This is a genomic window from Bacillus sp. RCC_6_1, from assembly GCF_041360755.1.
In the GTDB taxonomy this organism is placed as follows: Bacteria; Bacillota; Bacilli; order Bacillales; family Bacillaceae_G; genus Bacillus_A; species Bacillus_A cereus.
The window spans coordinates 795,911-810,775 of record NZ_JBFUPV010000002.1 but is presented as its reverse complement, the minus strand read 5'-3'; the positions used below and the strand labels follow the sequence as shown (position 1 = coordinate 810,775).

Genomic DNA, 14,865 nt, shown 5'->3' with positions numbered 1-14,865 from the left:
CAAAATAAAAAATGTACATATGCAATGTACATTTCTGCTTAAGCTTGTATACCTTTTCTACTCTATTTCATATATATAATATATAACTTTTATAGAAAGGAGTAATCTATATGCTACAAAAAGAGAATCTATCAGATGCTATGCGTTTACTAGCTGGTTTTCTATTATCATTAAAATTATTATTTACCTCTTTCGGGATACACTTTATTACAAACGATCAAATCGACGCTATTGTTAATGTTGTTTCATTTTTATTTATTCTATACTTTGGCTACAAAAATAACTATGTAGGAAAAAAGGAATGGAGCAAAAGAAAATACTCAAAAAACACAACCTTCACTAAAAAAGGAACCTTTTGTACAGGTTCCTTTTTATCATTGACGCACAACAACTTCATTTGTTTGCAGTGGGCCATATGATATCTCTTTATCTTGAAATGTATATGTAGCCTGAAAGAATGTTTGTTTAAGAGCTTTATCTTTATTAGCTTTTATTTTACAACGTAGTTCCACCTTCTCATTCGGTAACAAATCATCAATTCGCCATCTAACAAGCTGGAATAAAAACTCACTTATCCCCTTATCAACTTTTAAAGAATTAGGAATATAAGCAAAGTAATCTCGAATCATATGACTTACAACAACTCTCGAAATCATTTCTACCCCTTTATTTTCCACTTCAATTCGCATAATAAGTATGTCGTTTACATCGTAGGTCAATTCATACGAAAACTGTTCTGTATACATACTACCAATTTGTAATGTAACGGCTACTTGAGGAAATTCGTTTTCCTTTTTCGATCCGTCAATCCACAATACTGGTTGTAGCGGTATTGAATATTTTCCTGTATCCGAAATTCGTCCCCATATTTTCATAATATATATTCACCTCATTTCAGATGTAACATACACACAATGAATTCCCCAAATCACTAAAGCTTGCTACAAGCAATGTTTAATATTTCTCTTCCTTTTATCCTATTCGACAATATGAAGAAAAAACCATTTTTCATCTATTAACAGAAGGTGTTCTTTATGAAATTTTTTTACAATTTACTTCATTTCCTTTATAGCAATATTCAGTATGGCTCACTCGTTCTCTACTCATACGAAAGAATATTTTGACGGAAGAAAAAGTTTGCCTTATAGTCAAATTTGACTATAATATTCTTTATGGCATATCAGTGCACTTATGGAAAAGGAATTAAAATCAACTATACATTTAAAATTTTTTATCCACTGCACTCAAAACTTAATATAGTTTACTTATTTCTAAAGGAGGGTTATATTTGGAAACTCAACCATTAAAAAAAGACGCCAACAAAACAAAATTTGTTGTTGCTGGTTTACTGCTTGGTATATTAATGGCCGCAATGGATAATACAATCGTTGCAACCGCAATGGCAACAATCGTTGGAGACCTAGGAGGATTTGATAAGTTTGTTTGGGTCACATCAGCTTATATGGTAGCAACAATGGCAGGGATGCCTATCTTCGGGAAACTTTCTGATATGTACGGGCGGAAACGTTTTTATATTGGGGGCCTCATTCTTTTCTTATTCGGTTCTGCTCTTTGCGGAACAGCTTCAAGTATTGAGCAATTAAGTATTTATAGAGCTATTCAAGGTATCGGTGGTGGTGCCCTTATGCCTATCGCCTTCACAATTATGTATGATATCTTCCCACCAGAAAAACGCGGGAAGATGACAGGGCTATTTGGTGCTGTTTTTGGGACATCTAGTGTATTCGGTCCTTTATTAGGTGCTTATATTACTGACTACATAAGTTGGCATTGGGTCTTCTATATTAATATTCCATTAGGACTTATCTCCTTTTTCTTCATTACTAAATACTACAGTGAGTCTCTAGGATTTAGAAAACAAAAAATTGATTGGGCTGGTGCTATTACACTTGTCATAAGTATCGTTTGCTTAATGTTCGCATTAGAACTTGGTGGTAAAGAATATGCCTGGAATTCTACTGTAATTATTGGCTTATTTACAACAGTAGTTATTACGCTTATTATTTTCTTCTTTGTAGAACGAAAAGCAACCGAGCCTATTATTTCGTTCCATCTATTTAAAAAACCTTTATTCGCAGCTAGTCAAGGAGTTGCCTTTTTCTATGGTGCCGCTTTTATTATCTGTACAGTTTATATTCCAATCTTCATTCAAGGCGTTCTTGGAGGTTCCGCCTCTAATGCTGGATTAATTTTAACACCAATGATGGTTGGTTCTGTAATTGGAAGTCAAACCGGAGGACAATTAGCGTCTCGAACAAGCTATCGTAACATTATGATGGTATCTGGTTTCTTCTTCGTTCTTGGTATTTATTTATTAAGTACTTTAACAATGGACACACCTCGTTTACTCGTAACACTATTTATGATTCTCGCTGGGCTTGGTGTTGGTTTCTCATTCTCAGTATTAAGTATGTCTTCTATTCACAAGTTGGAAATGCGGGACCGTGGTTCGGCGACATCAACAAACTCATTCTTCCGATCACTCGGTATGACTCTTGGTGTAACGATTTTCGGTACAATTCAAAATCATATTTTTACAGATAAACTAAACTCTGTATTTCCCCCTGAACTAGCAAAATTAGCTCCAAAAGGCGGAGACACAAGTTTCTTATTATCACCAGGCGCTACCGCAAAAATTCCTGCTGAAATATTAGCGGGTATTAAAGAAGCTCTCGCTACATCTATTGCGAATACATTCTTCTGGGCACTCATCCCGGCTGTACTAAGTATTATTTGTATTTTACTTATGGGAAATGAACGCCTCTTTACAGGCCCTAAAAAGAAAGAAAAACAAAAGCAAGTTAGTTAATATAAAAAAGAAGCGGCATATTCCTTTATGAAAAAGGATATGCCGTTTATAATATGTATAAAGTGAAACTTTAATCAGTGGGGGGGTGTTCATCCCCCACTGATTATTAGCCCTCACCAATCGGGCTTTTACGGGCAGTTAATCCCCACCTAACTTCTTTGCTTCCGCTGAATTTTTGGGTGGGGATCTTACTAGATAAAGTTTTTATATACAGGAGTTGAGACAGCATGAGCATGAAATTAGTCATTCTCGGCTTGCTACTCGAAGGAGATAAACATCCATATGAAGTGCAGCATATTATGAAAGAACGACAAATGGATTGTTACATTAAATATGCTAAAGGATCACTTTATTACGCCTTCGAGCAATTAGAAAAGCAAGGCGCAATTCATATTACAAATGTAATTAGAGACACAAATCGACCTGACAAAACGATTTTTCATATAACAGAAGAAGGCAAAAAACTATTCCACACTTTACTATTAAAACAATTCGAAGCCAAAAACCAAATATATAAACCTATTTATTCGGCCTTATCTTTCGCTCACTTTAGCAATGATCACGAATTAGTTCCTATTTTAGAAAAAAAGAAAAACGATACTCTTCAATATTTACATACTATGCAAACGATATATGATTGTAATAAAGGAAAGGTTCCACGTGCACAACTATATATTTTGCAAAGTGTAATTGAGCATATTACAGTTGAATTACAATGGCTAAACACCCTCCTTAAAGATGCTATAGCAGGCCGACTTTCAGAAGTTGCTATAGATGAAAATTGAGCTATGAAAGAAGGCATCCCTACTTCTTTCATAGCTCAATTTCTCTTTTTATACTGTAATATTATTAGTTAATCCAGGATGAAAAGTCATAATAATAAGAAATAAAAACTTTTGAATTTTCTTATTTCAAAACAGTAGACAAAATTCCAAAAATTGTGTTAGAATTTGTTTCAATATCATATCGCTTGTTAAATTCCTTTCAAAAGGAAAATAGGTACACGAAAGTTTCGTTTCGTGTTTAAAAGGGAAGCTTGGTGAAACTCCAACACGGTCCCGCCACTGTAAATGCTGAGATTTCTTTTTGGTGCCACTGTGAAAACGGGAAGGTGAAAGAAATTATATGAAGCATAAGTCAGGAGACCTGCCTGTTTTAACAACACTGATAGATTCACGGATGATGATGAGGTGTTAAAACAAAAAGGAAGGCTTATTTTCTATGTCTTTGTACTTTTTGTTATAGGTATTTCCTAGTAAACGGAAATGCTTACTTTCAATTAGGGAGGAATTTAAAATGGCAATTCAAACAAGTAACTTAGGTTATCCACGTATCGGACTACAACGAGAGTGGAAAAAAACATTGGAAGCTTTTTGGTCCAATAAAATCGATGAAGAACAATTTTTAACAACAATGAAAGAAATTCGCCTTCAACACGTAAAAGTACAGCAAGAAAAAGGGATTGAACTCATTCCAATTGGCGACTTTACATATTATGATCACGTTTTGGATACTGCCTATATGCTAGGATTTATTCCATCACGTTTTTCTGAGTTTACATCTTACCTTGATGTATATTTCGCAATGGCGCGTGGCTCTAAAGATCACGTAGCTTCCGAAATGACAAAATGGTTTAACACAAACTATCACTATATCGTTCCTGAATATGAAGAGGGATTACAAATCTCTTTAAAAGATAATCGCCCACTTCGCTTATACGAAGAGGCAAAACAAGAATTAGGAGTAGATGGAAAGCCTGTTATTTTAGGACCATATACTTTCTTAAAATTAGCTAAAGGCTATACACAAGAACAATTTCCTAACATTTTAAAACAGTTAGTTGCACCTTACGTACAACTGCTTTCAGAACTACATGCAGCTGGGGCACAAGCCATTCAAGTTGATGAACCGATTTTCGCTTCTTTAACTAAAAAAGAAGTTCAACAAGCAAAAGAAATTTATGAAGCTATTCGTAAAGAAGTTCCAAATGTGACTCTTCTTTTACAAACATATTTTGATAGCGTAGAAGAAAACTATGAAGAAATTATTACATTCCCGGTATCCGGTATTGGATTAGATTTCATTCATGGTAAAGAAGGTAATCTAAATGCTATTTCAAAATATGGATTCCCAGCTGATAAAACTTTAGCTGTCGGTTGTATAGATGGCCGTAACATTTGGAGAGCTGACCTTGATGAAGTTCTTGAGTTATTTACAACGTTACAAAAACAAGTCCAAACGAAAGATATCATCGTTCAGCCTTCTTGTAGCTTATTGCATACACCAATCGATAAAACAGAAGAAACTCACTTATCGACTGAGCTGTTTGATGCGTTAGCATTTGCAAATCAAAAATTAGAAGAGTTAGTTCTTATTCATTCCGCTCTCACTCAAGGTACAGAAAGCATTAGTAATGAGCTGGAAACATATCGAAACGTACATCATACAATTCGTTCATCTGCTGCACGTAACCGAGAAGATGTCAAAGCAGCACGAACAGCACTAAAAGAAGAAGATTTTTCACGTCCTCTTCCATTTGAAAAACGATACGAATTACAACAAGTTGCTCTAGAGTTACCGCTATTACCAACAACGACTATTGGTAGCTTCCCGCAAACAACTGAAGTTCGTCAAACGCGAAAAGAATGGCGTAACGGTGTTATTTCAAATGACCAATATGAACAATTTATTGAAAAAGAGACAGAAAAATGGATTCGTTACCAAGAAGAAATTGGGCTTGATGTACTTGTACATGGTGAATTTGAAAGAACTGACATGGTCGAATATTTTGGTGAGCGCCTTGCTGGTTTCTCATTCACTAAAAACGGTTGGGTACAATCATACGGTTCCCGCTGCGTAAAACCACCTGTTATTTATGGTGATGTAGCCTTTATTAACGGCATGACTATTAAGGAAACAGTTTATGCACAAAGCTTAACAGAGAAAGTTGTAAAAGGAATGTTAACCGGACCTGTTACAATTTTAAATTGGTCCTTCGTTCGAAATGATATTCCAAGAAAAGAAGTTTCGTATCAAATTGCACTAGCTCTTCGTCACGAAATTGAACTACTTGAATCTTCTGGAATTAGAGTAATCCAAGTCGATGAGCCCGCACTTCGTGAAGGAATGCCACTAAAAGAAAAAGATTGGGATGCTTATATTACATGGGCAGTACAATCCTTCCTTTTAGCAACTTCTTCTGTAGCAAATGAAACACAAATTCATACTCATATGTGTTACAGTAACTTCGAAGATATTGTTGACGCGATTCGCGCATTAGATGCAGATGTAATTTCTATCGAAACATCAAGAAGTCACGGAGAATTTATTGATACATTAAAACATACAACATATGAAAAAGGCATTGGCCTAGGTGTATATGATATTCATAGCCCACGTGTACCGAGTAAAGATGAAATGTATAAAATCGTAGAACAATCTTTAGAAGTATGTGATCCTAAATATTTCTGGATTAATCCCGATTGTGGTTTAAAAACGAGAAGAACAGAAGAAGTTATTCCAGCTTTAGAACATATGGTGCAAGCAGCGAAAGATGCTCGTTCCCTTTTAAAAACAAACGCATAACAAAAATGGGTTATCCTTTTCTCAGGATAACCCATTTTTTATTCTTTACTTTCAAAAAAGAATTCATATTGTATTTTATATAATTCATCATCCGTTGGCTCTTCAAGAGGAATTGCTTGTAATACAACTGTATACTCACCATTTGGAATAGGTATTTGAAATTTATTAGAAAGAATACTCGTTATAACGATACTTTCATTTTCAACTGTAAAAGGAACCGTAATCGTTCTAACTACTTCTTCTTTTTCAATATGTTTCCCTGGGGTCACTTTCACTTCACAAGTATAATCAGAAAGTGCTTCAAAAATAACAGTTCCATCTGCCTTAGCATAACCTCTTTCAAAATCTTCATCAGTCCAATCTACATAAGGCTGCTCACCGTCATAGTTCATCAACATTAATTGCGAATAAGAAATCGTTAACTCCATAGTTCCCCTTCTCCTTCATTATGAAATATACAACTACTACTTCACTTCAAATTTTACTCGCGTACCATCTGGGTATTTATCTAACTTATTCCCTACCCAAGAGCCTGCTCCGCGGTTATCCGCCGGACTTATATATTCAATATGTGCTCCTTTTCCGCCTTCCTTGCACATCGCCATTGGCCATTCATCACGATCATACCCTTTTTTTGATGGATATGGTGCTAACGACAATTTCCTTCTATCTGCAGCACCACCACGATCGATTGTACAAACTTCTGAATGCCCTTCTTTTATAGCATCCGTAATATGTTTTCCTGTCTCTGGATAACGTTCTTTCGGAAATTCTAACACTTGATCATACGTATTCGTTTTCTTTACACTTGTTTCCTCTGGCACAAGTACTTCATAAACTGCTACTAAAATAGACAGAATTGCGATAATTGAAATGATAATACCTTTTAATTGCTTCATGTATACCTCCATGTTTCTACCAGTTTCTTTTCCTCCGTTATTATAACAAACTTCTCCTGTATATGTTTTCAGACATTATTTTAGTTATTCCTTGCCATTCCGCCAAAAATTTTCATTTTTTCACTAATGCTGTAGAAAACTAATAGCCTTCCGACATTCTTTTTCAAAGGAAGTCCTCATAAAAGATTGAAATGATATATACGATACTTTTTGGGGAGGAAATATGATGGAAGCTACCTATAAAACGAAAGATGTCACGAATAAAACAGGCATCCCAAAACATATAGTTCGCAAATATAGTCAGCTGTTAGAGGAACATGGTTATATGATTTCCAAAACAGCTGATGCTCGTATTTATAAACTTGATGATTTAAAACTATTGAAATCTATACACGAAAGAGCTGCTACATTACAAGAAGATATTTCAGAAACGATACCGATTATTTTAAAAGAAAAAGAGGCCCCACCTGTACCAGTTATACAAGATAAGCAAGAGATACAAACGAAAGAAAAAGAAGATGGGCGTAACTTTGAGGAGTTCATGTTAAAACTTGAAATGCTAGCTCAATTAAATGAAGCAATTATTCATCAAAATTCTACTCTAATTACACAAAATCGTTTAAAGGATGAGAAACTAGACGAATTGATGCAACAAGTTTATGTAAAAGAAGGCTCTCAAGAAAAAATGCTTCAAGAGTTAGTCGATCACGCCGCTCAAACAGATGCACTGCAAAAAGAAAAGATGGACTTATTAATGAATCATATGTATAAACGAGAATCCAAACAGGAAGAAAAAATGAATAAACTTGTTAGTCAAATTTATAACAAAGACAGTAACCGTGATGCACAGCTTATGCAAGTTATTCGAGAAATTCAAGAAACAAAAAGAATGGTTGCTGCCTCAAAAGAGCAAAGCTTCTTTCAATCATTTAAAAGTTTATTTAGCCGAGCAAAACAAGAAAAAACAAATGAATAAACAATATAAATTAAAAAGTTACCTTTCATCGGTAACTTTTATTCCTTATTTTGTACAGCTGGTAATATAATAATTGCTTCAGTGCCTTTTCCACTTTCACTCTTATATTCCAATGTACCATTATGCGCTTGTAAAATACTAAATGTTACCATAAGTCCTAATCCTGTCCCTTTTTCTTTTAAAGAATAATATGGTTGCCCAAGCCTTGCTAACTGTTCTTTCGTCATACCAACACCACTATCTTTAACTCTTATTATGATTGTTTCATCTTTTTGAATAGCTGTTACTTTTAAATATCCTTTATTTCCTTGAATTGCTTCAATACCATTTTTAACAACATTCATAATAGCTTGCTTCAATTTTGTCTTATCACCAATCGTATAAAGGCTTTCTGAAATTTCAACTTGTAAATATACACCTTGCATCGCTGCAAATGACGACATAAGAGTGGTCATTTCTATTAATTGGGCTGATAAACAAATGTGTTCTTTTTTCTCAATTTGCGGCCTTGCTAAATTTAAGTAATCTGAAATAATTTGTTCCGCCCGATCCAATTCAGCTAATACAAGACGCATATAATCCTTATTCTTCACATCTTCCGTACTTTCTAGCAATTGGATAAATCCACGAACAACAGTTAGTGGATTTCGAACTTCATGTGCCACACTTGCTGCTAACTCACTTACAATATTAAGCTTTTCTGATTTTTGCATCTCTGTACGTAGCAATGCATTTTCATTTAAATATTCAGTTAAATACACCTGAAATACCATTGTCATGACCATGATAAGCGAGGCAAATATAAATCCGCTATATATTTGCGAAATATACGGTGTAAATCCTGTTTCCAAAAGAACATTAATCATGCCTAATACTAAAGAAACAAGCACATAAAATGATGAAATCATAAATGCTAAAATTAATTTCTTATCCCTTGAAAAAAGAGACCATTTCTTTGATAAAAATAGCGGAACTATCAATAGAAATATTACTTCTAAAACTGGAAGAAAGCTCATTCCCTTTAGTAACCATTCATATGCAACAAAAATAACCGCTGGGATTAAACCAACAATCCCACCATATAAAAAACCACTGACAATTGGAATGGGGTGAAAGTTATACCCACACACATTGCCAAAACAAATAGAGTATGTCATGGAGAGAACGAGCGTAACGCTAGATAAAAACATAATAAAGTAACGATTTGGCTTCGGAGGCATTTCTTGATAGCGATTTAAACGAATCGCTTCATATAAAAATAGTGGCAAAATTATGATGGCAATTTGAATCAATAAATCACGGATAAGCTCCATAACCTCTCATCCCCTATATGTATTTTGATATGATTATATCATTTTATAGGTGTATTTGTTTTAAAATTTTGATTTTTCTTAACATATTTGTTAATTCTTTGTTAACAACTCATAATAATTGTTACAGATTTTCGAAATGATTGTAAACCCTGTACCAAATTTCCTTCGTGCAGTATACAATGAATACGGATTACAAAGAAAATATAAAAATACTTTTTTAGACGGACAATTATAGCAAAATACAGCATATAATCCATACTATCTATGTTTACAAATAAGTGATCATTACTTTAGTAGGAGGAAGATAAATATGGCGGGTACTACGCTTGTTTTAAAAGAAGAAAATTTGGTTGTTCTAGAAAATGTTGAAAAATCAGTATATGAAGAGTTACAGCATAAAGCGGGAGATGAAAACTGCACATGTGCTGTAAACGAATCAGTCGTTCACCTTGGCAAGGTATCCTCTGTACTCTGGAATGAAGATGAAATAGATTGGGAATACGGATATTAAAAAGTCGCTTATAGCGGCTTTTTTTCTCTTTTCTCTCTCTTTCTAAATAACATATACAAAGCGTAATCATAGAAAATATGATAAAATGAACTTAATTTTCAAACGGAAGAAAGGGAGATACAATGGAACAATTCATTAACCCTAGAGTGAAGGACATCCAAATTTCTGGAATCCGTCAGTTCTCTAACATGATTCAAAACTATGATAATTTGATTTCTTTAACAATTGGACAACCCGATTTCCCTACACCTTCTCTCGTGAAAGAAGCGGCTAAACGGGCTATTACAGAAAACTATACAAGCTATACACATAACGCTGGTTTACTAGAATTACGTAAGGCAGCTTGTAACTTCGTAAAAGATAACTACGATTTACATTATTCACCTGAAAACGAAACCATCGTTACAATCGGTGCTAGCGAAGCAATTGATGTTGCATTCCGAACGATTTTAGAGCCAGGAACAGAAGTAATTTTACCTGCTCCTATTTATCCAGGCTACGAACCTATTATTCGATTATGCGGTGCAACGCCTATTTTTGTAGATGTTCGTGAAACTGGATTTCGTTTAACAGCTGAAGCGCTTAAAAATGCTATTACAGAAAAAACAAGATGTATCGTACTACCGTATCCTTCTAACCCAACCGGTGTAACTTTATCAACAGAAGAGCTAAAAGATATTGTAGATGTTTTAAAAGATAAAAATATTTTCGTCCTTTCAGATGAAATTTATAGCGAGCTTGTATATGAACAAAAGCATACATCTATCGCTCATTTCCCAGAAATGCGTGAAAAAACAATTGTCATTAACGGTTTATCTAAATCACATTCTATGACTGGCTGGCGTGTTGGACTTTTATTTGCACCAAGTTATTTAGCAGGACACATATTAAAAGTTCATCAATACAATGTAACGTGTGCTACTTCAATCGCTCAATACGCTGCAATTGAAGCATTAACAGCAGCTAAAGACGCACCAAAAATGATGCGCCACCAATATAAAAAACGCCGTGATTACGTATATAATAGACTCACTCAAATGGGATTAACAGTTGAAAAGCCAACAGGTGCATTTTACTTATTCCCATATGTTGGTCATTTGACATCTTCATCATTTGATTTTGCACTTGATCTTGTCAAAGAAGCGGGACTAGCTGTAGTTCCTGGAACAGCATTCTCTGAATACGGTGAAGGCTACCTTCGCTTGTCCTATGCGTATAGTATCGAAACTTTAAAAGAAGGCTGCGACCGATTAGAAGCCTTTCTAATGAAAAAAGCTAAGAGTTAAACTCTTAGCTTTTTTATGCATAATGATCACAAGTTTGACGTTTTAGTAATTTATGAGGAATAATGATACACTTTGCAGTGGATTCTGCATTCTCTACTTTATCAACTAAAGCTTTTGCTGCCTCATATCCTAGCTGATAAATATTCACATCAACTGTCGAAAGTGGAGGGCTCGCAATTTCTGATAATAAAGCATTATTAAAGCTTACAATAGAAACATCTTTCGGTACAACGAATCCTTTTTTAGAAAGAGCACTTAACACACCAAGTCCAATTAAGTCATCCGTTGCCATAATTGCCGTTGGCGGTTGCTGCAGTCCCATTAATTCCTCAACAGCTTGTTGACCACTTTCCCTCGAAAAATCAAAATGTAAAATATATTCTTTTGGTAATACAATGTCTGCTAATTTCAAGGCATCACTCATACCAGCTAAACGATCTCTTGTTACAAGTAAATCTGATCCACCACCAATGAACGCGATTTGCTTATGCCCTAATGAAATTAAATATTCTGCCACTTCTCTTGCAGCTGTATAATTGTCATTATCTACATATGTAATTTCATCTTTTCGATCATATGGTTTTCCTATTAAAACAAACGGGAAATTTTGTTCATGTAAATATTGAATAATCCGATCATTCTCCCTTGAATATAAAAGAATAATGCCCCCAATTTGGCGTCCCTGTACCATCTTTACGACACCATTAAAAATTTCTTCTTCCGTTTCACCTGTCGACATGTAAAGCGCATAACCTTCTACGTGTGCAAATGAACTAATCCCTCTTATAACTTCTGGGAAAAATGGATTTTGAAAAGCTTTACTTGCAGAACTTGGCATAACAAGACCAAGTGTTTTCGTCGTTTGGTTCGCAAGATTTCTCGCATTTAAATTGGGATGATACCCTAATTCACTCATCACTTTCCTAACACGGCGCTTTGTCTTTTCACTTATACTTGGATTATCAGCAATTACACGAGAAACTGTTGATGGTGCAACATTCGCTTGCTTCGCCACATCTTTAATTGTAACTGTCATAAAAATCCCCCTCCTCTCATTTCTCTGCCATTTTTCATATATTTTATCTCGCACTCATTGCAAGTCATAAACTTTCATTTCTTATATCTTGCAAAACTAATCCTATTCTCCCTCTTCATGTATTGTAAGGGATATAGCTATTTTTTCCTATACTATAATATACTATTTATTTCACTTCTTTTCACATGTGATGTCAAATCTCTTTTCATCTCCCTATAAACTTATTTATAGGGAGATGAAAAGAAAAATGGGACGTAATGTCCCATTTTTCATCCTTTTGTACCTCCAGCTGTTAAACCAGAAATAAAGTATTTTTGTAGTGATAGGAATAAAATTGAAATTGGGATCGCAATTAACACAGAACCCGCTGCAAACGTTGTAAATTCATTACCGAATTTCTTCGCAACCATTTCATATAATCCAACTGCTAAAGTATAATTTTCTGGTGTTCGCAAAATAATACTCGCTAAAATGAAATCTGTAAATGGACCAATGAAAGTAAATAACGCTACAACCGCTACGATTGGCTTTGCAAGTGGCATAATGATTTGCCAAAAAATACGAAAATGTCCTGCTCCATCCATTCGAGCTGATTCATCCAGTTCTTTCGGAATCGTATCAAAATACCCTTTCATAAGCCATGTATTCATCGGAATAGCCCCGCCTACATAAATTAAAATTAATGCAAGGTGTGTATCAATTAATCCTGTTAATTGAGCTAATACGTATAAAGCAATTAACGCTGCAAAGTTTGGAATCATTTGCAGAATTAAAAATGTTAATAAACCATTTTTTCTTCCAACAAAACGATATCTCGAAAATGCATAAGCGGTAAAACTAATTGCTAACACTGAGAAAATCATCGTTAAAACACTTACTTTTAATGTGTTTTTATACCATAGTAAGTAATTACTATTCTCTAGATCTAATAACTTACGATAATGATCTAACGTTGCATTTTGTGGAATAATACTTGATCCAGATAAACTATCACCTGGATTAAACGATGAGCCAATAATCCATAATAACGGATAGAAAATGATGGCACACATTACGAAAATAACTAAATAACTTAATGAGAGACGTAACATCTTCTGTCTTTTAATATTCATTTACATCATATCCTCTTCTTGGAATGATTTTGTTCTCTTAAATTGCCATAACGCAACTGTAATAACAATTAACGATAATATCATTGTAAGAGCTGCTGCTTTTCCGTACTGCGCTGAAGTCATCGTTAACTTATAAATCCATGAAATTAAAATATCCGTTCCACCTGCGTCTTGTCCAGCTACAGCAGGACCTCCACCATTAAATAGATAGATGATACTAAAGTTATTAAAGTTAAACGTATATTGCGTAATTAATATTGGTGCTGTTGCATATAACACAAGTGGCAATGTAATTTTACGAAACTGTTGCCAAGCTGTCGCTCCATCTACTGTAGCCGCTTCATATAATTCTCCCGGAATCGATTGCAGTATACCTGTTGTCATCGCAAAGATAAACGGGAACCCAAGCCACGTTTGAATCATAATTAAAGCAATCTTCGCCCAAAATGGATCTGTCATCCAAGCAATCTTTTCAATTCCGAATAAAGCTAATACTTGATTGTTAATCGCTCCGAATGTTTCATTAAACATACCAGAGAAAACAAGAATAGATACGAATGCTGGAACCGCCCACGGTAAAATGAAGATTGTTCGAATAATCGCCTTTCCTTTAATACCAGGCTGATTTACGATAATCGCTAAGAAAATACCAAGTGCAACTTGTAATGTTGTTGCAACGAATGTCCAAATGACAGTCCAAGAGAATACACTTACAAATGTCTCTCTCCACATCGGTAAAGTGAAAATATCAATAAAGTTTTTAAAGCCCACCCAATCTACTAATTTAGCTGGAGGAGAATGATATAAATCATAGTTTGTAAATCCAATTAAAATTACGAAGATGATTGGAAATACGACCACAAAGATAAGTAGTAGAAAACCTGGTGAAACCATTAAATAAGGAAAACCTTGATCTAACAAATTACGATATTGCTCTTTTACAGAATTTAACGGTGTTCCGCTATCACGTTTCTTTCCATTTTGGTATGCATCATATAAGTTAAATGCATATATGCCTAGCCCAAAAGCGATAACGATAAGGGCCAAGATTCCTTCTACTAATAGAAAGACAGAATGGTCACGTGGAACTTCTGTACCAAGCGTTACAATACCCCATAATCCCATATTTAATAAATCAGCAAAGGCTACAATAAAAGAACCTGTTAATACTAGAAAAATAAGACCTTTTACAAATTGTTTATTATACATTTGGCCCACGCCTGGAATGATTGATAACATGGTTGCCATTTTCCTATGCTTTGAATGGTTTAACCCATTTGCTGGTTCCATAGATGTTTGCATGTTCCTTCCCCCTTT

13 protein-coding genes, 1 pseudogene and 1 riboswitch are annotated in these 14,865 nt (G+C 34.6%); of the genes and pseudogenes, 7 read left to right on the top strand and 7 right to left on the bottom strand.

Annotation, left to right across the window (positions count from 1 at the left end):
• Positions 1–110: 110 nt before the first annotated feature.
• Positions 111–343, top strand: a pseudogene (locus tag AB6801_RS10420) (SPP1 phage holin family protein).
• Positions 344–374: 31 nt separating this feature from the next.
• Here AB6801_RS10420 and AB6801_RS10415 read toward each other — a convergent pair.
• A complete protein-coding gene (locus AB6801_RS10415) occupies positions 375–875 on the bottom strand; it encodes a hypothetical protein (protein ID WP_000708120.1) in 501 nt (166 codons plus the stop codon).
• A gap of 413 nt (positions 876–1,288) precedes the next feature.
• Between AB6801_RS10415 and AB6801_RS10410 the strand changes: the two genes are divergently transcribed.
• The 3 genes from AB6801_RS10410 (at position 1,289) to metE (ending at position 6,415) form a co-directional block, all read left to right on the top strand.
• Positions 1,289–2,830 (top strand): MDR family MFS transporter, encoded by a 1,542-nt coding sequence (locus AB6801_RS10410; RefSeq protein WP_000449902.1) that lies wholly within the window; start codon positions 1,289–1,291, stop codon positions 2,828–2,830.
• Positions 2,831–3,057: 227 nt separating this feature from the next.
• On the top strand, positions 3,058–3,615 hold the full coding sequence (locus AB6801_RS10405) for a PadR family transcriptional regulator (RefSeq protein WP_000062063.1): 558 nt from the start codon (positions 3,058–3,060) through the stop codon (positions 3,613–3,615).
• A 195-nt stretch (positions 3,616–3,810) separates the two neighbouring features.
• Positions 3,811–3,998, top strand: a riboswitch (cobalamin riboswitch).
• 128 nt (positions 3,999–4,126) lie between these two features.
• Entirely contained in the window at positions 4,127–6,415 is a 2,289-nt protein-coding gene (gene metE / locus AB6801_RS10400) for a 5-methyltetrahydropteroyltriglutamate--homocysteine S-methyltransferase (protein ID WP_098340823.1), read from the top strand.
• A 38-nt stretch (positions 6,416–6,453) separates the two neighbouring features.
• Here the strand turns inward: metE and comJ are convergent, their stop codons facing one another.
• Positions 6,454–6,843 carry a competence protein ComJ gene (comJ, locus tag AB6801_RS10395; protein WP_000424030.1) on the bottom strand — a complete coding sequence of 130 codons (390 nt, stop codon included), beginning with the start codon at positions 6,841–6,843 and terminating at the stop codon, positions 6,454–6,456.
• A 36-nt stretch (positions 6,844–6,879) separates the two neighbouring features.
• Complete coding sequence (gene nucA, locus AB6801_RS10390) at positions 6,880–7,314, bottom strand: DNA-entry nuclease (protein WP_000811494.1); 435 nt, start codon at positions 7,312–7,314, stop codon at positions 6,880–6,882.
• Between the two features lie 226 nt (positions 7,315–7,540).
• Between nucA and AB6801_RS10385 the strand changes: the two genes are divergently transcribed.
• Positions 7,541–8,290 carry a DUF3967 domain-containing protein gene (locus AB6801_RS10385; protein WP_000388471.1) on the top strand — a complete coding sequence of 250 codons (750 nt, stop codon included), beginning with the start codon at positions 7,541–7,543 and terminating at the stop codon, positions 8,288–8,290.
• Between the two features lie 38 nt (positions 8,291–8,328).
• On the opposite strand, the gene kinB is transcribed toward AB6801_RS10385, so the two are convergent.
• A complete protein-coding gene (kinB, locus tag AB6801_RS10380; RefSeq protein WP_000420369.1) occupies positions 8,329–9,603 on the bottom strand; it encodes a sporulation sensor histidine kinase KinB in 1,275 nt (424 codons plus the stop codon).
• A gap of 310 nt (positions 9,604–9,913) precedes the next feature.
• Between kinB and AB6801_RS10375 the strand changes: the two genes are divergently transcribed.
• Both AB6801_RS10375 and AB6801_RS10370 read left to right on the top strand, forming a co-directional pair.
• Positions 9,914–10,114: a hypothetical protein gene (locus AB6801_RS10375; protein ID WP_000929277.1), complete on the top strand. Its 201-nt coding sequence runs from the start codon at positions 9,914–9,916 to the stop codon at positions 10,112–10,114.
• A 122-nt stretch (positions 10,115–10,236) separates the two neighbouring features.
• Positions 10,237–11,400: an aminotransferase A gene (locus AB6801_RS10370; RefSeq protein WP_000434578.1), complete on the top strand. Its 1,164-nt coding sequence runs from the start codon at positions 10,237–10,239 to the stop codon at positions 11,398–11,400.
• A gap of 13 nt (positions 11,401–11,413) precedes the next feature.
• Here AB6801_RS10370 and malR read toward each other — a convergent pair whose 3' ends face one another.
• The 3 genes from malR to malC all read right to left on the bottom strand — a co-directional run bounded on the left by malR (position 11,414) and on the right by malC (position 14,850).
• Positions 11,414–12,436, bottom strand: a complete 1,023-nt coding sequence (malR, locus tag AB6801_RS10365; protein WP_000219053.1) for a maltose operon transcriptional repressor MalR — start codon at positions 12,434–12,436, stop codon at positions 11,414–11,416.
• 269 nt (positions 12,437–12,705) lie between these two features.
• A complete protein-coding gene (gene malD, locus AB6801_RS10360; protein ID WP_001022608.1) occupies positions 12,706–13,548 on the bottom strand; it encodes a maltosaccharide ABC transporter permease MalD in 843 nt (280 codons plus the stop codon).
• On the bottom strand, positions 13,549–14,850 hold the full coding sequence (malC, locus tag AB6801_RS10355) for a maltosaccharide ABC transporter permease MalC (RefSeq protein ID WP_001194996.1): 1,302 nt from the start codon (positions 14,848–14,850) through the stop codon (positions 13,549–13,551).
• Positions 14,851–14,865 lie beyond the last annotated feature (15 nt).